The 19,972-nt window shown below is 71.8% G+C and carries 16 protein-coding genes; 10 read left to right on the top strand and 6 right to left on the bottom strand.

Features of this window, described 5'->3' with window-relative positions; translation table 11 throughout:
* Positions 1 to 254 precede the first annotated feature (254 nt).
* From AB0K82_RS24840 to AB0K82_RS24810, 7 genes are read left to right on the top strand one after another with little or no spacing between them, the layout of a single operon-like run.
* Entirely contained in the window at positions 255 to 1,853 is a 1,599-nt protein-coding gene (locus AB0K82_RS24840) for an ABC transporter substrate-binding protein (RefSeq protein WP_364400909.1), read from the top strand.
* 1 nt (position 1,854) lies between these two features.
* A complete protein-coding gene (locus AB0K82_RS24835; RefSeq protein WP_364400906.1) occupies positions 1,855 to 2,781 on the top strand; it encodes an ABC transporter permease in 927 nt (308 codons plus the stop codon).
* The gene (locus tag AB0K82_RS24830; RefSeq protein WP_364400905.1) at positions 2,774 to 3,709 is read left to right on the top strand and encodes an ABC transporter permease; all 936 of its coding nucleotides are present in this window, start codon (positions 2,774 to 2,776) and stop codon (positions 3,707 to 3,709) included. Before AB0K82_RS24835 ends, AB0K82_RS24830 begins: the two co-directional genes overlap by 8 nt.
* A complete protein-coding gene (locus AB0K82_RS24825) occupies positions 3,709 to 4,719 on the top strand; it encodes an ABC transporter ATP-binding protein (protein ID WP_364400902.1) in 1,011 nt (336 codons plus the stop codon). Before AB0K82_RS24830 ends, AB0K82_RS24825 begins: the two co-directional genes overlap by 1 nt.
* Positions 4,712 to 5,740: a dipeptide ABC transporter ATP-binding protein gene (locus tag AB0K82_RS24820; RefSeq protein ID WP_364400901.1), complete on the top strand. Its 1,029-nt coding sequence runs from the start codon at positions 4,712 to 4,714 to the stop codon at positions 5,738 to 5,740. The genes AB0K82_RS24825 and AB0K82_RS24820 overlap by 8 nt, the downstream gene beginning before the upstream one ends.
* Before the next feature lie 54 nt (positions 5,741 to 5,794).
* Positions 5,795 to 7,504 carry an ABC transporter ATP-binding protein gene (locus tag AB0K82_RS24815; RefSeq protein WP_364400898.1) on the top strand — a complete coding sequence of 570 codons (1,710 nt, stop codon included), beginning with the start codon at positions 5,795 to 5,797 and terminating at the stop codon, positions 7,502 to 7,504.
* A complete protein-coding gene (locus tag AB0K82_RS24810; protein ID WP_364400896.1) occupies positions 7,501 to 9,240 on the top strand; it encodes an ABC transporter ATP-binding protein in 1,740 nt (579 codons plus the stop codon). The genes AB0K82_RS24815 and AB0K82_RS24810 overlap by 4 nt, the downstream gene beginning before the upstream one ends.
* A 15-nt stretch (positions 9,241 to 9,255) precedes the next feature.
* On the opposite strand, the gene AB0K82_RS24805 is transcribed toward AB0K82_RS24810, so the two are convergent.
* The 4 genes from AB0K82_RS24805 to AB0K82_RS24790 all read right to left on the bottom strand — a co-directional run bounded on the left by AB0K82_RS24805 (position 9,256) and on the right by AB0K82_RS24790 (position 14,728).
* On the bottom strand, positions 9,256 to 9,696 hold the full coding sequence (locus AB0K82_RS24805) for a response regulator (RefSeq protein WP_345354282.1): 441 nt from the start codon (positions 9,694 to 9,696) through the stop codon (positions 9,256 to 9,258).
* Positions 9,697 to 9,760: 64 nt separating this feature from the next.
* Entirely contained in the window at positions 9,761 to 11,362 is a 1,602-nt protein-coding gene (locus AB0K82_RS24800) for an ATP-binding protein (protein WP_364400893.1), read from the bottom strand.
* Positions 11,359 to 12,558, bottom strand: a complete 1,200-nt coding sequence (locus tag AB0K82_RS24795) for a SpoIIE family protein phosphatase (RefSeq protein WP_364400890.1) — start codon at positions 12,556 to 12,558, stop codon at positions 11,359 to 11,361. Before AB0K82_RS24795 ends, AB0K82_RS24800 begins: the two co-directional genes overlap by 4 nt.
* 73 nt (positions 12,559 to 12,631) lie before the next feature.
* Positions 12,632 to 14,728, bottom strand: coding sequence for a prolyl oligopeptidase family serine peptidase (locus AB0K82_RS24790; protein ID WP_364400887.1), 2,097 nt, complete (start codon positions 14,726 to 14,728; stop codon positions 12,632 to 12,634).
* Between the two features lie 98 nt (positions 14,729 to 14,826).
* Here AB0K82_RS24790 and AB0K82_RS24785 point away from each other — a divergent pair, with 98 nt between their 5' ends.
* Genes AB0K82_RS24785 through AB0K82_RS24775 form a run of 3 tightly spaced genes read left to right on the top strand, consistent with a single transcriptional unit; the run spans position 14,827 to position 17,585 of the window.
* Positions 14,827 to 16,269 carry a protein kinase gene (locus tag AB0K82_RS24785; protein WP_364400884.1) on the top strand — a complete coding sequence of 481 codons (1,443 nt, stop codon included), beginning with the start codon at positions 14,827 to 14,829 and terminating at the stop codon, positions 16,267 to 16,269.
* Between the two features lie 11 nt (positions 16,270 to 16,280).
* On the top strand, positions 16,281 to 17,129 hold the full coding sequence (gene mshB / locus AB0K82_RS24780) for an N-acetyl-1-D-myo-inositol-2-amino-2-deoxy-alpha-D-glucopyranoside deacetylase (protein ID WP_364400881.1): 849 nt from the start codon (positions 16,281 to 16,283) through the stop codon (positions 17,127 to 17,129).
* A 6-nt stretch (positions 17,130 to 17,135) separates the two neighbouring features.
* Positions 17,136 to 17,585: a DUF6113 family protein gene (locus tag AB0K82_RS24775; RefSeq protein ID WP_364400879.1), complete on the top strand. Its 450-nt coding sequence runs from the start codon at positions 17,136 to 17,138 to the stop codon at positions 17,583 to 17,585.
* A gap of 95 nt (positions 17,586 to 17,680) precedes the next feature.
* Here the strand turns inward: AB0K82_RS24775 and AB0K82_RS24770 are convergent, their stop codons facing one another.
* Entirely contained in the window at positions 17,681 to 19,294 is a 1,614-nt protein-coding gene (locus AB0K82_RS24770) for a DHA2 family efflux MFS transporter permease subunit (protein ID WP_364400876.1), read from the bottom strand.
* On the bottom strand, positions 19,291 to 19,854 hold the full coding sequence (locus AB0K82_RS24765) for a PadR family transcriptional regulator (protein WP_364400874.1): 564 nt from the start codon (positions 19,852 to 19,854) through the stop codon (positions 19,291 to 19,293). Before AB0K82_RS24765 ends, AB0K82_RS24770 begins: the two co-directional genes overlap by 4 nt.
* Positions 19,855 to 19,972: the final 118 nt, after the last annotated feature.

Raw genomic sequence — 19,972 nt, 5'->3', positions numbered from 1 at the left:
TCTTCGGTGTCCTTTCGTCAGCGGATGCCTTCCCCCTTTCTTGTCCGGAGGCCCCGGCGTGTTGCGGAGAGGAAGATCACAGCGCGCTTTCCGTCCGGGGACAGGAGGCGTGCGTTCGGCCACCGGCCGACCTGCCGGTCACCGACCGTGCATGTTGGTAGGTATATTTCAATATCGAAACGGTTGACGTTAACATCTACCGGAGCGTGGCCGTATTGCTCCAGGCTAGGGCCGATCCCCGTACGATCCCGGAGGTGGACGGCCTGATGACCGTGAAAAAGAGCCGCTGGCTCATCTCCCTGACCGCGGTGGCGCTCGCGGCGTCCGCCTGCGGCGGCGGTGGCGGTGGCGGTGACAAGCCGAAGGTCTTCACCTTCGCCAACATCGAGCCCGAGCACCTCATCCCCGGCAACACCAACGACGCGTACGGCCTCAACGTGGAGAGCGCGCTGTTCGACACGTTGATGACGCTGGACGCGAACGGCAAGCCGGTGCCCCAGGAGGCGGCGTCGGTCGACACGTCCGACCAGAAGGTCTGGACGATCAAGATCAAGCCGGGCCTGACGTTCCACAACGGCGAGCCGGTGACCGCGCAGAGCTACGCCGACGCCTGGAACCACACCGCGAACGGCGCCAACGGCTGGGGCAACAACGCCTACTTCTCCACCATTGACGGCTACGCCGACCTCAACCCCGACAAGGGCAAGCCCAAGGTCGACACGCTCAAGGGCCTCAAGGTCGTCGACCCGCAGACGCTGCAGGTGACGCTGTCGCAGCCGTTCAGCCAGTTCCCGTACATCCTGTCCTTCCTCGGCACCGCGCCGATGCCCAAGGCGGCCTTCACGGATCTGAAGGCGTACGAGGAGAAGCCGATCGGCAACGGCCCGTTCGAGATGGACGGTTCCTGGGAGCACAACCGGCAGATCAAGACCAAGAAGTTCGCCGGATACAAGGGACCGCGGCCGGCCAAGTCCGGCGGCGTCATCTTCAAGACGTACGCCAGCCGCGACGCCGCCTACACCGACCTGCGGGCCGGGCGGGTCGACTTCGACACCCAGATCCCGGCGGCCCAGGTGCCCCAGGCGAAGCGGCTGCTGGGCAACCGGTACCTCAGCGTGCCGAGCGGCACGATGGACTTCCTGGAGTTCCCGCTCTACGACAGCCGGTTCGGCAACCCGGACCTGCGCAAGGCGATCTCGATGGCGATCGACAGGCAGTCGATCGTGAACGCCGTCTTCAACGGGATCTACAAGCCCACCGGCTCGCTGCTGGCGCCGATCGTGCCGGGTTACCGGGCCGACGCGTGCGGGGAGGCCTGCACGTACAACCCGACGGCGGCCAAGCAGCTGTTCGACAAGGCCGGCGGTTTCAACGGCACGCTGCACCTGCTGTTCTCCAACGCCGACCCGACGTACGAGCAGTGGATGACCGACGTGGCCAACCAGCTCAAGCAGAACCTCGGCATCAAGGACATCACGTTCGACAAGATCCAGGCGTCGGACTACATCTCCAAGCTGGTCGACCACAAGGCCACCGGCCCGTACCGCAGCAACTGGACGATGGACTACCCGAGCGCGGAGGACTACCTCACGCCCCGGTGCTCCAAGCCGACCCGCAGCGGGTACGACGGCGCGGCGTGCGAGGCGCTGATCCAGAAGGGCAACGCGGCGAGCACGCCCGAGGAGGGCCAGAAGTACTACCAGCAGGCCGAGGACCTCGTGCTGAAGGACCTGCCGCTCACCCCGCTGTGGAACTGGCAGGACCAGGCCGGCTACTCCAGCCACGTCGGTGACGTGCACGTCGACCCGTACGTGCAGCCGCTGGTCCACCTTGACCAGGTGACGGTCAAGTAGCGTGTGGCGTTTCGTCCTCCGGCGCCTGCTGCAGATGGTGCCCGTGCTCATCGGCACGACGTTCCTGATCTACGTGGCGGTGTTCGCGCTGCCCGGTGACCCGATCCGGGCACTGGGCGGCGACAAGCCGATGCCGCCGTCGGTCTACGAGGCGCTCCGGCACCACTACCACCTCGACGAGCCGCTGATCACGCAGTACGGCCGGTATCTGCTCGGCATCGTCCGCGGGGACTTCGGCGAGACCCTGAACGGCCAGTCCGTCGCCGGCCTGATGGCGACGGGCTGGACCGTGACGGTCCAGCTCGCCCTCACCGCCTGGATCTTCGAACTGGTCGTGGGCATCGGGCTCGGCGTGCTCGCCGGCCTGCGCAAGGGCGGGATCATCGACTCGCTGGTGCTGAGCGGCACGACCTTCGTCATCGCCATCCCGGCCTTCGTGCTGGCCTACTCGGCGCAGCTGATCTTCGGGTTGAAGCTCGGCTGGTTCCCGACGGCCGGTACCGACGACGGCTGGCCGTACAGCTACCTGCTGCCGGGGATGATCCTCGGCTCGCTGAGCCTGGCCTACATCGCCCGGCTGACGCGCACCAGCCTGGTGGAGAACACCCGCGCCGACTACGTGCGCACCGCGCGGGCCAAGGGTCTGCCGCGGCGGCGGGTCATCGTCCGGCACACGCTGCGCAACTCGCTCATTCCGGTGGTCACCTACCTGGGGGTCGACCTGGGCAACCTGCTCGCCGGCGCGATCGTCATCGAGGGCATCTTCAACCTGCCCGGGATCGGTCAGCAGATCTTCCAGGCGGTCCAGATCAAGGACGGTCCGACGGTCGTGGGCATCTCCACCTTCCTGGTGCTGATCTTCCTGCTGGCCAACCTGGTGGTCGACATCCTGTACGGCGCCCTGGACCCGAGGATCCGCTATGAGTGAGCCGACCACCACCACCGACACCCTCGCCGTCGCCCAGACCGGATCGGAGGTCGTGGGAGCGTCCGCGTCGCTGTGGAGCGACGCCTGGCGCGACCTGCGCCGCCGGGTGATCTTCTGGGTGTCGGTGGCCATCCTGTTCGTGATGGGCCTGATGGCGGTCTTCCCGGCGCTGTTCACCGGCCGTGGGGTCAACGACCGGTGCGACGTGCGGTTCGCCAAGCACAAGCCGTCGTCGTGGAACCCCTTCAGCGCCGATGGCCACCCGTTCGGCTACGACACCCACGGCTGTGACTACTGGGCGCAGATCGTGCACGGGGCCCGCGCCCCGATGATCGTGGGCTTCGTCGTGACCGGGATCGCGCTGACCCTGTCGATCACGCTGGGTTCGCTGTCCGGCTACTTCGGCCGCTGGCTGGACGCGCTGATCTCGCGGATCACCGACATCTTCTTCGGGCTGCCGCTCGTGCTCGGCGCGCTGGTCATCCTGACCGCCTTCCCGGACCACGGTGTCTGGTCGATGTCCCTGGTGCTGGGCGTGCTGTGGTGGCCGACCATGACCCGCCTCATGCGCGGCCAGGTGCTGGCGGTCCGGGACGCCGACTACGTCCAGGCCGCCCGGATGCTCGGTGCGGGCGACGTACGGATCATGGTCCGGCACATCCTGCCGAACGCCGTCGCGCCGGTCTTCGTCTACGCCATGCTGAACGTCGGCGTGGTGATCGGGTACGAGGCGACGCTCGACTACCTCGGTGTCGGCCTGCGGTACCCCACCGTCTCCTGGGGGCTGCAGCTCAGCCAGGCTCAGGACGTCTTCACCGACTACCCGTACCTCCTGATCTATCCCGCGGTGCTCCTGACGGCGACCGTGCTGAGCTTCCTGCTGCTCGGCGACGCCGTACGCGACGCCCTGGACCCGAAACTGCGCTGATGAACACACCCGACCCCGCTCCGGGGACACCGCTGCTCCAGGTCGAGGACCTGCACGTCGAGTTCCGCATGCGCGGCTCGACGGTGAACGCCGTCAACGGGCTCTCCTACACGCTCGCCGAGGGCGAGACCCTCGCGATCCTGGGCGAGTCCGGGTCCGGCAAGAGCGTCAGCGCGCAGGCCGTGATGGGCATCCTCGACAGCCCGCCGGCGTACGTCACGGGGGGCGCCGTACGGTTCCGGGGCACGGAGCTGCTCGGCCTGCCGGAGAAGAGGCGCCGGATCTACCGCGGCGCGAAGATCGCGATGATCTTCCAGGACGCCCTGTCGGCGCTGAACCCGGTGCACCGGGTCGGCGACCAGATCGCCGAGATGCTGATCGTGCACCGGGGGATGTCCCGCGGCGACGCGCGCAAGCGGGCGGTCGAGCTCATGGACCGGGTGCGGATCCCCTCGGCCGCCGCGCGGGCGGGCGACTATCCGCACCAGTTCTCCGGTGGCATGCGCCAGCGCGTGATGATCGCGATGGCGCTGGCCCTGGAGCCGGACGTGCTGATCGCCGACGAGCCCACGACGGCCCTCGACGTCACCGTGCAGGCGCAGATCATGAAGCTGCTGCGGGACCTGCAGGACGAGATGGCGATGGGGCTGATCCTCATCACCCACGACCTCGGCGTCGTCGCCGACGTCGCCGACCGCATCGTCGTGATGTACGCCGGCCGCGTCGTCGAGCAGGCCGAGGTGAAGGAGCTGTACGCCCGGCCCGCGCACCCGTACACCGAGGGTCTGCTGGCGTCGGTGCCGCGCGTCGACGTACGGGACCGGGCGCTGACCCCGATCAAGGGGTCGCCGCCGAACCTCGCGGCGATTCCGGACGGCTGCCCGTTCCACCCGCGCTGCCCGAGGGCGCGGGAGGAGCGCTGCCCGAACGAGGTGCCCGCGCTGCGCGACGTGACCGGTACCGCGCACTGGAGCGCCTGTCACTACGCGGAGGAGGTGCTCGGTGGCTGAGGAGATCCTTCAGGTCGAGAACCTGGTCAAGCACTTCCCGCTCACCCAGGGGGTCGTGTTCAAGCGCCAGGTGGGCCAGGTCAAGGCGGTCGACGGCGTGTCCTTCGGGCTGCGCAGGGGCGAGACGCTCGGCCTGGTCGGGGAGTCCGGCTGCGGCAAGAGCACGCTCGCCAAGCTGCTCATGGCCCTCGAACGCCCCACCTCCGGCTCCGTGCGCTTCGAGGACCAGGACGTGTTCGCGCTGTCCCGGGCGGAGCTGCGGCGGCTGCGCCGCAGGGTGCAGATGGTCCTGCAGGACCCCTACACCTCGCTGAACCCGCGCATGACGGTCGGCGACATCGTCGGCGAGCCGTTCGCGATCCACGGGGACCCGGAGGGCGGGCGCCGCCGCCGGGTCCAGGAGCTGCTGGAGGTGGTCGGCCTCGACCCCGACCACGTGAACCGGTACCCGCACCAGTTCTCCGGTGGGCAGCGGCAGCGGATCGGCATCGCCCGCGCGCTCGCGCTGCGGCCCGACGTCATCATCTGCGACGAGCCGGTCTCCGCGCTGGACGTCTCGGTGCAGGCGCAGGTCATGAACCTCCTGGCCGACCTGCAGCAGGAGTTCGGCCTGTCGTACGTGTTCATCGCGCACGACCTGGCCGTCGTCCGGCACATCTCCGACCGGGTCGCGGTGATGTACCTCGGGAAGGTCGTCGAGGTCGGCGACGAGGAGCAGATCTACGACCACCCGACGCACCCGTACACGCAGGCGCTGCTGTCCGCCGTGCCCGTGCCGGACCCGATGCGGCGGGGGACTCCGGTCGTGCTCGAGGGCGACGTCCCGAGCCCGACGAACCCGCCGTCCGGCTGCCGGTTCCGTACGCGCTGCTGGAAGGCCCAGGACGTCTGCGCCACCGACGAACCCCTCCTGCAGGTGAGGGCCGCGCACGGCGCCGAGGAGGGCGCGGACGGCGCCACGACGGGCTCGTCGCACCCGAGCGCGTGCCACTTCGCCGACGAGAAAATCGTTCGCGACTGACCGTGATGCCTGGGTAGCGTCGGGGGATCTGCCGTCTCTCGAACGGGGTCTCCCATGCGCTCGTTTCCCGTGGCGGACCCCGGCACGCCCGACCACCGGTCGGCCGCGCGCTACCTGCGGTGGGCGGCGCGCGCCCAGGCCGGCACGATGGTCGGCGCCGCCGGGTGCGGGGTCCGGTGGATGGTGAGCCAGGCCCTGATGCCCGCCGTGATCGGGCGGGCGATCGACGCGGGCCTGAGCGCCCGCGACGCCGCGGCGCTGGTGACCTGGTCCGGGGTCCTGCTGGCCCTCGGCCTCGTCCAGGCGGCGGCCGGCGTGCTGCGGCACCGCTTCTCCACGGTCAACTGGCTGGGCGCGGCGTTCCGCACGATCCAGGTGACGACCCGGCAGGTCGTACGGCTCGGCGCGACGCTGCCGAAACGGCTGGCCACCGGCGAGGTGGTCAGCGTCGGGATCGCCGACGTGTCGCACATCGGCTCGGCGATGGACATCGTCGGGCGCGGCAGCGGGGCGGTGGTCTCGATCGCCGTGGCCGGGGTGATCCTGCTGACGACCTCCTGGCGGCTCGGCCTGATCGTGCTGGCCGGGGTGCCGCTGCTGGCCCTCGCGGTCGGGCCGCTGCTGCGCCCGCTGCACCGGTACCAGCAGCGGCAGCGGGACCTGAACGGCGAGCTGGCCACCCGGGCGGGCGACATCGTGGCCGGCCTGCGCGTGCTGCGCGGGATCGGCGGCGAGCAGGTCGTCGCGGCCCGCTACCGCGCGGAGTCCCAGGCCGTCCGCGCGGCGGGCGTCCGCGTGGCGCGCACCGAGTCGCTGCTGGACGGCGCGCAGGTGCTGCTGCCCGGACTGCTGGTGGCGCTGGTGACCTGGGCGGGGGCGCGGTTCGCGCTGAACGGGGAGATCACGACGGGCCAGCTCGTGTCGTTCTACGGGTACGCGGTGTTCCTCATCGACCCGCTGCGGACCCTCACCGAGGCCGCCGACAAGATCACCAAGGCGCACGTCGCCGCCCGCCGGGTGGTCCGGATCCTCCAGATGACACCGGAGCTGCCCGACGCGGGGACCCGGTCTCCGGACCGCGGTGACCTGGTCGACGAGGAGTCCGGCGTCGTCGTCCGGCCGGGGCGGCTCACCGCCGTCGCCGCGACCTCGCCGGAGGACGCGCAGGCCATCGCGGACCGGCTCGGGCGCTTCGCCGACGGTCCCGTCACCTGGAGCGGGATCCCCCTGGGCGAGTTGTCCCTGCGGGCCGTTCGGGAGGCCGTACTGGTCGCCGACAACGAGGCGCGGCTGTTCTCCGGGCGGCTGGCCGACGAACTCGGCGGCGGCAGGGCGGCGCCCCGGGTCGAGGCGGCCCTGCGCGCCGCCTGCGCGGAGGACGTCGTGGCGGAGCTCCCGGACGGCCTGCGCTCCACGGTCGCCGAGGGCGGCCGGGAGTTCTCCGGCGGCCAGCAGCAGCGGCTGCGGCTCGCCCGTGCCCTCGCCGCCGACCCGGAGGTGCTGATCCTCGTCGAGCCGACCTCGGCGGTCGACGCCCACACCGAGGCCCGGATCGCCGGCCGCCTCCGGGCGTTCCGCGACGGCCGTACGACCGTGGTGTGCACGACCAGCCCGCTGGTGCTCGACCACGCGGACGAGGTCGTCTTCGTGGAGGACGGCAAGGCGGCGGCGACCGGACGGCACCGCGAGTTGCTCACCACCGCGCCCGCCTACGCCGCCACCGTGAACCGCGAGGACCTGATCAGTGAGGAGCGCGCGTCATGAACGAAGCGCCGGGGATCCTGCCGGTCGCCTCGGCCGCCCAGGTGCGGGCCTACGCGCGGCGGCTGACGCTGGCCTACCCGCGGGAGCTCGCGACGGTGCTGGCCGTGCACGGCCTCGCCGCCGTCGCCGGGCTGGTCGCCCCACGGCTCCTGGGCGAGCTCGTCCAGGACGTACGCGACGGGTCCTCGCACGTGGCGGTCGACCGGATCGCGCTCGCCATCCTCGCGTTCGTCGTCGTGCAGGGTGTGCTGCTGCGGTACGCCGTCTACCTGTCCGCGCGGCTCGGTGAGAAGGTGCTGGCCCGGCTGCGGGAGGAGTTCGTCGACCGGGTCCTGGAGCTGCCGCTGTCCACGGTGGAGCGGGCGGGCACCGGTGACCTGGTCACCCGCACGTCCCGCGACGTGGACGCCCTGGCGCGGACCGTCCGGCACGCCGTGCCCGAGACGCTGATCGCGATGGTCACCGGCGCGTTCGCGATCGGGGCACTGATCCTCGTCGGGCCGCTGACGGCGCTGCCGTGCGTGGTCGGGGTCCCCCTGCTGTGGGCCGGCACCCGCTGGTACCTCAAGCGGGCCCGTGACGGCTACCTCCGGGAGAATCAGGCGTGGGGCGGTGTCACCTCCGGCCTCAGCGAGACCGTCGACGGTGCCCGCACCGTCGAGGCGCTGGGGCTGGAGGACCGCCGTGTCGCGCGCACGGACGCCGACCTCGCCGTCGCGTGGGAGGCCGAGCGCTACACCCTCGGGCTGCGCACCGTGTGGTTCCCGCTGGTGGAGATCGGCTACGTGCTGCCGGTGGCGGCGACGCTGCTGATCGGCGGCCTGTTCTACCTGCACGGCATGGCGTCGCTGGCCCAGGTCACCGCCGCGACGCTGTACGTCCAGCAGCTCATCGACCCGCTCGACCGGTTCCTGTCCTGGGTCGACGAGCTGCAGGTCGGCGGGGCGTCGCTGGCCCGGCTGCTCGGCGTCGCCGAGGTGCCGGCGGACCGTACGCCGAGCGACCGGCGGCCCGACGGCGAGCGGATGGCCGTCGACGGGGTGCGCTACTCCTACCGGGACGGCCAGGACGTCCTGCACGGGGTGGACCTGCGGCTGCGCCCGGGCGAGCGGCTCGCGATGGTCGGACCGAGCGGCGCGGGCAAGTCCACGCTCGGCCGGCTGCTCGTCGGCGTGCTGCGGCCGCGCGCCGGCGCGGTCACCGTCGGCGGGGTGCCGCTGGTGGACCTTCCGCTGGAGGACCTGCGCCGTAACGTCGCCCTGGTCACCCAGGAACACCACGTGTTCCGGGGGACGGTCCGCGACAACCTGAAGCTGGCCCGCCCCGACGCGACCGACGAGGAGCTGGCGCGGGCGCTGGACGCGGTCGACGCGTCCTGGGCCCACGCGATGCTGGACACCGAGGTCGGGACCGGCAACGCGGCGCTGTCGCCCGCCCGGGCGCAGCAGCTCGCGCTCGCCCGTCTCGTCCTGGCCGATCCGCACACGCTCGTGCTGGACGAGGCGACCTCACTGCTGGACCCGCGGGCCGCCCGGCACCTCGAACGCAGCCTGTCCGCCGTCCTCGACGGCCGTACGGTGGTGGCGATCGCGCACCGGCTGCACACGGCGCACGACGCCGACCGGGTCGCCGTGGTGGAGGACGGCCGGATCACCGAGCTGGGCGACCACCACGACCTGATCGCCCGGGACGGCTCCTACGCGGCGCTGTGGCGCTCCTGGCACGGCCAGGAGTGACCGAGGAGCCGGTCCTCAGCCGCGTGGGAGCTTGACGACGCTGACGAAGAAGTCGTCGATCTGGCGGACGACCTTGATGAACTGGTCGAAGTCGACCGGCTTGGTGACGTACGCGTTCGCGTGCAGCCGGTAGCTGCGGAGGATGTCCTCCTCGGCCTCGGAGGTGGTGAGGACGACGACCGGGATGGTGCGCAGCGTCTCGTCGGCCTTGATCTCCTCCAGCACCTGCCGGCCGTCCATGCGCGGGAGGTTCAGGTCGAGGAGGACGAGGTCCGGGCGCGGGGCGTCGGCGTAGTCGGCCTCGCGCCGCAGGAACCGCATCGCCTCCTCGCCGTCGCTGACGACCGACAGCTTGTTGCTGACCTTGTTGTCGTCGAACGCCTCTTTGGTCAGCACCACGTCGCCGGGATCGTCCTCGACGAGCAGGACTTCGATGGGCCGTACCGTCAGGTCCATGCGCCCTCCTTCGTCGGAGGAGTGACCAGAGACGCTGTGCTCATGGTTCGCTCGCTGCGCTCGCTCATGCTTCAGAGGTCTCCGTGCTGTCGTCGCTGTCGTCGGTGTCCTCGATGGCGGGCAGCGTCCATCGGATCGTCGTGCCCTGCTGCTCCGGCTCGGTGTCCAGCCAGATCCGTCCGCCATGGTATTCGACGATCTTCTTGCAGAGCGCCAGACCGATGCCGGTTCCGGTGTACTCGTCCTTCGGGTGCAGGCGCTGGAAGATGAGGAAAATCCGCTCGGCGTACGCGGCGTCGATGCCGATCCCGTTGTCGCTGCAGGCGAACTCCCAGAAGTCACCGTCGCGCTCGGCCGAGATCCGCACCCGGGGCGGCTCCTCGCTGCGGAACTTGATCGCGTTGCCGATGAGGTTCTGGAGGAGCTGGGTGAGCAGCGTCGCGTCGCCGATCACCTTGGGCAGCGAATCCCAGGTGATGCCGGCGTCCGACTCCGAACGGGCCAGCCCCAGGTTGTCCATGGCGGCCGCGAGGACGGTCTCGCAGTTCACGACCGTCATGTCGCGGTTCACCCGGCCGACGCGGGAGAAGTTCAGCAGGTCGTTGATGAGCGACTGCATCCGCTTGGCGCCGTCGACCGCGAAGTCGATGTACTGCCGGCCGCGATCGTCCAGGACGTCGGAGTAGCGGCGTTCGAGCATCTGGCAGAAGCTCGCCACCTTGCGCAGCGGCTCCTGCAGGTCGTGGCTGGCGACGTAGGCGAACTGCTCCAGTTCCGCGTTGGAGCGGCGCAGCTCCTTGGTCTGCTCGTCGAGCTTGGCGCGTGCCTCGGACGCCTCCCGCCACTCCTCCAGGATGTGGTTGCGCATCGCGTCGACGTGCGCCGCCAGCTCGGCGATCTCGGCGGGCCCGGAGACCCGCAGCGGGTGCGTCAGGTCGCCCTGGGAGACCCGGCGGACCTGGCCGGTGAGCGCGGAGACCGGGCGCAGCACGGTGCGCAGGATGAGGAGGGTGAGGCCGAGCGCGCCGACGACCAGCACGACCGCCCCACCGACCAGCGTCTCGTAGAGCCGGTCGACCTGATGGTCCAGCCGGTCGGCGGACCGGCGTTGCAGCTCGGCCAGCCGCGTGCGGGCGGTCGCCACGGCGGTACGGACCGCGGCGAACCGCTGTTCACCGAAGGCGGGGGACGGCTTCGCGGTCCCGGCGGTGAGCGGGTCGGCGTAGTCGCGCCGCCAGGCGGCCACCTGGGAGCCGACCTCCGCGACCGCCTCCCGGGCCGGGCCGGCGTGGGGGGTGTTCCGCAGCAGCCGGGTGAGCTCGGCGAGGGAGGCCGCCGTCTCGTTCTTGGCGGCTCGGTACGCGGCGGGGGTGGTCTTGTCACCGGTCAGGCCGTAGGTCCGCACCGCGCCGCCCTCAGTGGAGACGGACGTGCTGAGCCGGCCGGACTCCAGCACGGCGGGGTCGACGTGCCGGAGCAGCGCGGAGCGGGCGCTGCTGCCGTCCCGGACCGCGAGTCCGACGGCGGTGCCCACGGCGACGACGGCGAGCAGCAGGAGGACGAGGCCGAGGGTGTACCAGTGGCCGACGCCCAGCCTCGGCACGCCCTCCGCGTCCACCTGGAACGCGGGCGCCTGGCGCGGGCGACGTGTCGACGGAGCGGTCACCGGGCGCCCTTTCCGGAGAGCATGACGACGGCGAGGTCGTCGGTGAGCGCCTCGCCGTTGAGGGACTCCACCTCGGCGACGAGGTGGTCGATGAGCAGGTCGCCGCTGAGGCCCCGGGCGCGGGCGCTCGCCGCGAGCTCGACGAGCCCTTCGGTGCCGAGCCGGTCCGGCCCGCCGCCGATGCGGCCCTCGATCAGCCCGTCGGTGTAGAGCATGAGCGACCAGTCGCCGGTCAGCTCGATCTCCGCGGCCGGCCACTCGGACCCGGGGAACAGGCCGAGCGCCGGCCCGTACGCATCGTCGGGCAGCGCCTTGGCCGTCGTGTCGGCGAACAGCACCGGCGCGGGATGGCCGGCCATGTGGAACCGCGCGCTCCGCCGGTCCGGCGCGATCGTGATCATGCTGAGCGTCGTGAAGATCTCCTCGGACCAGCGTTCGTGGCACAGGACCGTGTCCAGGGTGTCCAGCAGGTCCGTCCCGGAGTGCCCGGCCAGGACGAGGGTGCGCCAGGCCATCCGCAGGCGCACGCCGAGCGACGCCTCGTCCGGCCCGTGCCCGCAGACGTCACCGATGACGAGGTGCACCGCCCCGTCGGAGGTCTGCACGGTGTCGTAGAAGTCGCCGCCGAGGAGGGCACGCTCCCGGCCCGGCCGGTAGCGCGTGTGGTGGTGCAGATCCGGGTCGCTGATCAGCGGTACGGGCAGCAGCCCCAGCTCGATCCGGGCGTTCTCCTCGCTCCGGATCTGGGCCTCCATGAGCTCGCGCTCGGAGTCCTCGGCGCGCTTGCGCTCCAGGGCGTAGCGGATGGCGCGGGCCAGCAGCGGCCCGTCGACCTCGTGCTTGATCAGGTAGTCCTCGGCGCCCGCGGCGACGGCGGCGACGCCCACCGCGGCGTCGCTGCGGCCGGTCAGGACCAGGACGGCCGAGCGCGGGGCCATGTCGAGCACCTGACGCAGCAGGTCGAGCCCTTCGGCGTCGGGCAGCGACAGGTCGGCCACGACGCAGTGGACGCCGGGTCGCAGGCGCTCACGGGCCTCACGGAGCGTGCGCGCCTGGATGATGGCGGCGTCGGGCAGCTCCTCGTCGAGGAGCTCCTCGAAGAGGAACGCGTCACCCGGGTCGTCCTCGATGAGGAGGATCTCCAGCTTGCCGTCGCCGGGAACGACCGAGGTCGAGTGCTCGATTATCTCGCTCACGTCTCGTCGGGGGTCGGGGTGCCGGTCGCACCGTCTGAAGAATGGTGCCCTTTACCGGGCGTGGGGGCAACGGTCACGCGAGCGCTTCCTTAAGGAACCTGATCTGGAGGAGCAGGAGGTTCTCGGCGACGACCTCCTGCGGCGTCATGTGGGTGACGCCGGACAGCGGCAGGACGGCGTGCGGCCGGCCGGCGGCCAGCAATGCCGAGGATAGACGCAGCGTATGCGCGGCGACGACGTTATCATCGGCCAGCCCGTGGATGAGCAGCAGCGGCCGCGTCACGTCCGCGGGCGCGTCACCGCCGGACACGGCGCCGAACAGGCTCGACCGCTCGTACGGCTCCGGGTCCGCGCCGGGGTCGCCGAGGTAACGCTCCGTGTAGTGCGTGTCGTACAGCGTCCAGTCGGTGACCGGCGCGCCCGCGATCGCCGCGTGGAAGACGTCCGGCCGGCGCAGCACCGCGAGCGCGGCGAGGTACCCGCCGAACGACCAGCCCCGGATGGCCACCCGCGACAGGTCGAGGGGGAATCGCTCGGCGGCCCCGCGCAGCGCCGCGATCTGGTCGTCCAGGACCGGCCCGGCGAGGTCGTGGTGGATCGCGCGCTCCCAGTCGCGTCCCCGGCCGGGGCTGCCGCGCCCGTCGGCGACGACGACCGCGAATCCCTGGTCGGCGAGCCACTGCGGCTCGGCGAAGGCGCGGCGCGCGGCGAGGACCCGCTGCGCGTGCGGCCCGCCGTAGGGGTCCATGAGCACGGGCAGCGGCTCGTCCCCGGTGTGGCCGGCCGGCAGCAGCACGGCGGTGCGCAGCTCGCGCTCACCGGCCCGGATCAGGGTGACGCCGACGTCCAGGGACGGCTGCTCGGCGTGGGAGACGATCCGGCCGACGGGGGCGCCGTCGCGCAGCACGGTCGTCTCGGCGCCGAACCGGTCGAGCCGGCTCCCGGTGACGACGGTCGTGCCGCCGCGCCGACGGCCGCCGTACACTCCCGCGCCGTCGCTCAGCCGGGCGAGACCGCCGGGTCCGTACGCCCAGACGTGGATCTCGGTGGGCTCCTCGGAGGCGGTGAACAGGACGGTGTCGCCGTCCACGTCGAGCACGGCGCGCACGTGCAGGCCGTCCGGGGTGACGCGCTCGCCGCCGACGATCAGCCCGCGCGCGTCGTGGCCGTCTTCGGCCACCCAGACGAGGTCGCCCGCACCGGTACGGGCGGGCGCGCCCGGGACGATGTCCAGCCAGACCGGGTCGGTGTCCTCCCGGACGAGCGTGGTCCGGCCGGTGGACGGGTCGGCCGCCAGGACCCGCATCGTCTTCTGGTCGCGGGTCTGGACGACGAGCAGCACGCCGTAGGAGTCCCAGCGGGCGGTGACGAGGTACGGGAACGTCTCCCGGTCCCACTCGACCTCCCGCCGCGCGCCGTCCAGCCCGAGGACGAAGAGGGAGACGTCGGCGTTGGGCGTGCCCGCGGCGGGGTAGGCGACCTCCCGGGCCGGCGTCGCCGGGTTCGCGGGGTCGGCGATGTGCCAGCGGCGCACCGGCGACTCGTCGACGCGGGCGGCGAGGAGGGCGGTGCCGTCGGGCGCCCACCAGTACCCGCGCATGCGCTGCATCTCCTCGGCGGCGATGAACTCCGCGAGGCCGTACGAGACCTGCTCGCCCTCCGGCTCGGCCAGCGCGCGGTCCGCGCCGGTCGCCACCTCGATCACGCGCAGGGCGCGGCCGGAGACGTACGCGACGTGGGCGCCGGTCGGGTCCGGACGCGGGTCGAAGGCCGGGACGGCGGCGTCCAGGGGGCGGACGGCGGCGTCGAGGTCGGTGACGAACAGCCGCCCGGAAAGCGCGAACGCGGCGAGCGTGAGTGCCTCGTCGGTGGCGTACGTGACGATTCCGCCCGCCTGCTCGCGGGCGCGTTCCCGGCGGGCCCTCTCCTCGGCCGGCAGGTCCTCCTCGCCGGGCAGGTCGAGGCCGCGCGGGTCGACGATCAGGCGTTCCTTCGCCTCGGCGCCCTCGCGTGGGACGTCGAGCGCCCACAGGCAGGTGACGGGGTCCGTTCCGCCGCGCGTGCGGAGGAACACGACGCGTGAACCGTCGGGGGAGACCAGGAAACCGCGGGGCGCTCCGAGGGTGAAACGCCGTGTACGCGCGCTCTGCCGGGGAAAGCTCGTCGTCATGTCTCGATCCTGCCAGCAGGCCGTCAATGCTCCGTGCAAGCCCGCCGGTCATGCGGAAGACTGTTGCCGTCCATAAGCCGTTTCCCCCAGGAGTATTGATGCCCGACGCCCGTCCCCTACAGCCCGGTGATCCGGACCGGTTGGGGTCTTATGAAGTGACGGGCCGCCTCGGGGAGGGCGGCCAGGGCACGGTCTACCTCGGCCGCTCGGCCGCCGGGGACCCGGTGGCCATCAAGCTGCTGCGCGGCGACCTCGCCCAGGACGACACCGCGCGCGGCCGGTTCCTGCGCGAGCTGGCCGCCGTCAAGCGCGTCGCCCGGTTCTGCACCGCGCAGGTCCTGGATGCCGACGTGGACGGCGACCGGCCGTACATCGTCAGCGAGTACGTCCCCGGCCCGTCGCTGCAGCAACTGGTCACCGGAGAGTCCCCCCGGTCCGGCGCCGAGCTGGAGCGGCTGGCCATCGGCACGGTCACCGCGCTCGTCGCCATCCACCAGGCGGGCATCGTCCACCGTGATTTCAAGCCGCAGAACGTCCTGATCGGTCCCGACGGGCCGCGGGTCATCGACTTCGGCATCGCCAAGGCCCTCGACGCGGCCGCGACGATGACCAACTCCGCCATCGGGACCCCCGCCTACATGGCGCCCGAGCAGCTCACCGGCAGGGAGATCACCCCGGCCGCCGACATCTTCGCCTGGGGCTCGACGATGGCGTACGCCGCCACCGGCACCGCGCCGTTCGGGCAGGACACCGTGATGGCGGTGATCAACCGCATCCTGAGCGAGCCGCCGGACCTCGGCGGCGTGCACGAGCCGCTGCGCGGCATCGTCGCCGACTGCCTCGCCAAGGACCCGGCCGTACGGCCCACCGCCCAGCAACTGCTGATGCGGCTGCTGGGCGAGGAGGGCGTCACCCCGGCCGCTCCGGTGGTCGGCGGAGGCCCGCAGACGGCGATCCTGGACCAGGGCGCGGCGTTCGCCGAGACCAGGGCGGCCGGCGCCGTCCCGACCACGCCGGTCACGCCCGCCGCGCCCACGATCGCGGCGGGCGGCCTCGGAGCGATGGCGGCGGCGGGCGCGGGTGCCGGAGGCCCGACGATGCCGCATCAGGCCGGGATGACGCAGCCGGCCGGCGTGGCCCGCCGGGGCGCGTCGCCGGGGCTGGTGCTGGCGGCGGTGGCCGGGCTCGTCCTCGCGGTGGTGCTCGCCGCGGTGGTCGTCTGGGCGGCCGGCCACCATGGGAACAAGCCGGCGCCCGGCCCGGCGCCGAGCGCCCAGACCTCCAGCGAGCAGCCCGAGGACAGCGGGGAGCCGCAGCGGCCGGTCCAGAGCGGCTCGCGGCCCGAGCCGAGCTACAGCCAGCGGCCGACGCACCGTTCGCTCCCCACCAGGACGGTGACGGCGGCGCCCACCAGCCACGAGCCGACCACCTCGGCGCCCACCGACCAGCAGCCGACCGGGGGCCCGAAGGAGCCGACCGGAGACCCGACGGGCGGTGGAAAGGATCAGGGCGGCGCCAAGGCGAGCCAGCCCGCCGGATAGCGTTGCGGCCCATGGCCGACCCGCGCATCCTGTTCGTGCACGCCCATCCGGACGACGAGTCGATCGAGACCGGGGCGACCATGGCGAAGTACGCCGCCGAGGGCGCCCGCGTCTGCCTGGTCACCTGCACACGCGGTGAGGAGGGCGAGGTCATCCCCGAGGAGCTGCGCCACCTGAGCGGCGACGCGCTGGGGGAGTACCGCGTCGGCGAGCTGGCCGAGGCGTGCGCCGCGCTCGGCGTGACCGACCACCGGTTCCTCGGCGGCCCGGGGCGCTGGCGCGACTCGGGGATGATGGGCGTGCCGTCCAACGACCATCCGCGCGCCTTCTGGCGCGCGGACGTGGACGAGGCCGCCGCGGAGCTCGTCGCCGTCATGCGCGAGGTCCGCCCGCAGGTCGTCGTCACCTACGACGCGAACGGCTTCTACGGTCACCCGGACCACATCCAGGCGCACCGGGTCGCGTGGCGGGCGTTCGAGCGGGCGGCGGACCCGTCCTTCGGCACCGGCGAGCCGTGGCGGCCCGCGCGGTTCTACGCCACCGCCGTGCCCTTGTCGACGCTCGAGGAGGCGGTGGGCCAGGGGCCGTTCGCGAAGGTCGCCTCGGTCGCCGAGTTCGGCTTCGGAGTGCCGGACGAGCAGGTGACCACGTGCGTCGACGCCCGCGACCATCTGCCGGCCAAGATCGCCGCGATGCGGGCGCACCGGACTCAGATCACCGTCGCTCCGCCGTACTTCGCGCTGTCCAACGACGTCGGCCAGCCGCTCCCGGGCGTCGAGCACTACACGCTCCTCGCCGGGGAGCCGGGCACGCTCGGAGCGGACGGCCGCGAGACCGGTCTGACGCACCCGGTACCCTGACCCGCTGTGGAGCAATGGACGGGCCCGCACGCCCCTCAGGAGCCGTCGCAGGAGTCGATCCTCGTGACGGGCGTCGCGTACGGCGTGCTCGTCGTGCTCGGCCTGCTCTTCGGCCTGATCACGTCGTTCCAGTTCTCCTGGACGCTCGCGGGCTTCCCGGTGGCGGCCGTCCTGCTGTCCCTCGTCGAGTTCGCGGCGTTCCGGCTCGCCGGGTGGGCGATGGAGAGCAAGCTCGGCGCGGCCACCCTGGCCGTGCCGTGGCTGATCGTCGTCGTGCTGCTGTCGAGCCGGCGCCCGGAGGGCGACCTCATCGTGACCGGCACCACCGCCGGGTACGTCTTCATCTTCGGCGGGTCGATCGCCGCCGTCGTCGCGATCGCGGTGACCCGCTCGGCCAACCCCTGGATCCTGCGCGGTACGACGTCCGTACCGGCGCCCCCGCACCGATCCTCTTAGGCCCGGGAGCGAGTCCTGAAGAACGCGCGGAGCGCGCACGCCCGGGTGGACGTGCGCGCTCGATGCTCGCGGGTCGCGGGAGTCCCACGCCCGGGTCAGCCGGTGGTCGCCTCGACCGTCTCGGGCGAGCGGTCCGCGGTGTTCCGCCGGTAGCCCCGCACCGCGAAGCAGGAGGCGGCTCCGACGAAGACCAGCGCGAGCGGCAGGAGCATCGTCGGCTTCATCGCGTCGACGAAGCCGTGGCCGAACACGCTCTGGGCCGCCTGGGTGATCTGGTGGACGACCTGCTGGGGGAGGCCCTGCGGCAGGTGCTGAGCCGCTCCGGTCTGGCCGGCGCCCACCTCGAGCCCGCCCTTGGCCGCGTCCTTGAACCCCTGGACGAACGGGCCGCGCGCCTCGGCGGGAAGCGTGCCGGCGCGCTTCTGGGCCTCGTCCCGGAGGTGGGAGGCGAGCTGGTTCTGCAGGATGGCGCCCGCGGCGGCGCTGCCCACCACCGAACCGATCTGGCGGGTGGTGTTGTTGACGCCGGAGGCCGCGCCGGCCATGCGGGGGTCGACGCCGCGCATCGCCTCGGTGGCCATCGGCGCGAAGACGCCGCCGATGCCGATCCCGGAGATGATCAGCCCGGGCAGGAAGGTCGGCCAGCTCGAGTCGACGTCGGCGATCAGCACGATCCAGCCCATGCCGACCGCGTACAGCGTGAGCCCGGCCATGAGGATGAACTTGCCGCCGATCTTGTCGGCCATCCGGCCGGCGACCGGCGCGAGGAACATCGAGATGACCGAGGACGGGGCCATGACCAGGCCCGCCTTGAGCGCGCTGAAGCCGAGCACGGACTGCAGGTAGATGGTGAGCGGCAGGAACACGCCGATCATCCCGATGGACAGGACCGCGCCGACGAAGTTCAGGACCGTGAAGTTACGGTCCTTGAACAGGACGAAGGGGACCAGCGGGTCGCGGGTCTGCTGGGTGCGCTGCTGCACCAGGAAGATCGCGAAGATGACGGCCGCCGCCGCGAACAGTGCCCAGATGACGCCGTTCCAGTCGTACCGCTGGCCCTCGGTGAGGGCGAAGACGAGGCAGAACAGCGCGACCGTGGCGATCAGAACGCCGACGAGGTCGAGACGGTGGCTGCGCTCGATCCGCACGCTGGGGATGACCGTGAACGCCAGCACGAGGACGAGCACGCCGATCGGCAGGTTGACGAAGAAGATCCACCGCCAGTCGAGGGCGGTCACCAGGAGCCCGCCGAGCGTCGGCCCGGCGATCGTCGCGACCCCCGCCACGGCGCCCCAGATGCCGAGTGCCGCACCCCGGCGTTCGGCCGGGAAGGTGGCGATGATGATCGCCATCGTCTGCGGCATCAGCAGGGCGGAGCCCAGGCCCTGCACCGCGCGGGCGGCGATCAGCTCGGCCGGGTTCTGCGAGATGCCGCACAGCAGGCTGGCGATGGTGAAGACGGCCACGCCCGCGATGAACAGGTTGCGCTGGCCGCGCAGGTCGCCCAGGCGGCCCGCGGTGATCAGGAGGACCGCGAGGACGAGGACGTAGGCGTTGACCACCCAGAGGACCTCGTCCAGCGATGCGCCCAGTTTGTCGATCATGCTGGGCATCGCGATGTTCACGATCGTCAGGTCCAGCAGGGTCATGAAGAACCCGAGACTGAGCGTCAACAAGATCGCCCAGGGGTTGCCATGCCATTTCCTCATGTGACGTTGTTCTCCCCGTTCGGGCGGCCGGGAGGCCGCCAGGTCAGCCGGCCGCTCTTGATGTCCTCGCTGAGCGCGCGCAGGAACTCCACCTCGGACCGCAGTTGCGCGTCGCAGTACTCGATCTCGATCAGCTGGATCCGCTGCAGCCCCTGCTTGGACAGGCCGTCGACGACGATGTCGTGCGCGGCGAGCCTGCCCTCGAGGGCGACCGCGCGGAGGTCGAGCAGGTGGACGGCGTCGTCCGGCGGCAGCATGGCCAGGAAGGACAGCGCCATGCCGATGACCGGGTACTCCTGCGAGGGGCGGCGGATGAAGTCGCGGAGCCGGGAATTCGCCTCGTCCCGGCCTTGTTCGGTGATCGCGTAGACGGTGCGCTCGGGGCGTCGCCCCTCGCGCGTCGTCTCCACGGGCTCGATCAGTCCTTGGCCGGCGAGCCGGTCGACCGTGTGGTAGAGCGACCCGTGCGCGACCTTGACCACCTGGTCGATGGCGTGATCGCGGATGCGCTGCTGCATCTCGTACGGGTGCAGGGGCTCGTCGTGGAGCAGCCTGAGCACCGCCAATCCGAGAGGCGTGAGCGGTCGTGGCATGGTCGTCTTTTCTGATCCGTGCTGATTAATCCAGTTGGACTATAGAACGCCGGTTCGACGGCCTGCAAACGGATTTACGGCGATA

The sequence above is a fragment of the Actinoallomurus sp. NPDC052274 genome (assembly GCF_040679475.1).
GTDB lineage: Bacteria > Actinomycetota > Actinomycetes > Streptosporangiales > Streptosporangiaceae > Actinoallomurus > Actinoallomurus liliacearum.
Note: the sequence above shows the minus strand (reverse complement) of the source record. Positions and strands in the feature narration are given on the sequence as shown.

Coding starts and splice junctions, on each gene's coding strand:
- AB0K82_RS24830 (WP_364400905.1), top strand. CDS start 2,774: ATGAGTGAGCCGACCACCACCACCGACACCCTCGCCGTCGCCCAGACC.
- AB0K82_RS24825 (WP_364400902.1), top strand. CDS start 3,709: ATGAACACACCCGACCCCGCTCCGGGGACACCGCTGCTCCAGGTCGAG.
- AB0K82_RS24815 (WP_364400898.1), top strand. CDS start 5,795: ATGCGCTCGTTTCCCGTGGCGGACCCCGGCACGCCCGACCACCGGTCG.
- AB0K82_RS24810 (WP_364400896.1), top strand. CDS start 7,501: ATGAACGAAGCGCCGGGGATCCTGCCGGTCGCCTCGGCCGCCCAGGTG.
- AB0K82_RS24805 (WP_345354282.1), bottom strand. CDS start 9,696: ATGGACCTGACGGTACGGCCCATCGAAGTCCTGCTCGTCGAGGACGAT.
- AB0K82_RS24790 (WP_364400887.1), bottom strand. CDS start 14,728: ATGACGACGAGCTTTCCCCGGCAGAGCGCGCGTACACGGCGTTTCACC.
- AB0K82_RS24785 (WP_364400884.1), top strand. CDS start 14,827: ATGCCCGACGCCCGTCCCCTACAGCCCGGTGATCCGGACCGGTTGGGG.
- mshB (WP_364400881.1), top strand. CDS start 16,281: ATGGCCGACCCGCGCATCCTGTTCGTGCACGCCCATCCGGACGACGAG.
- AB0K82_RS24770 (WP_364400876.1), bottom strand. CDS start 19,294: ATGAGGAAATGGCATGGCAACCCCTGGGCGATCTTGTTGACGCTCAGT.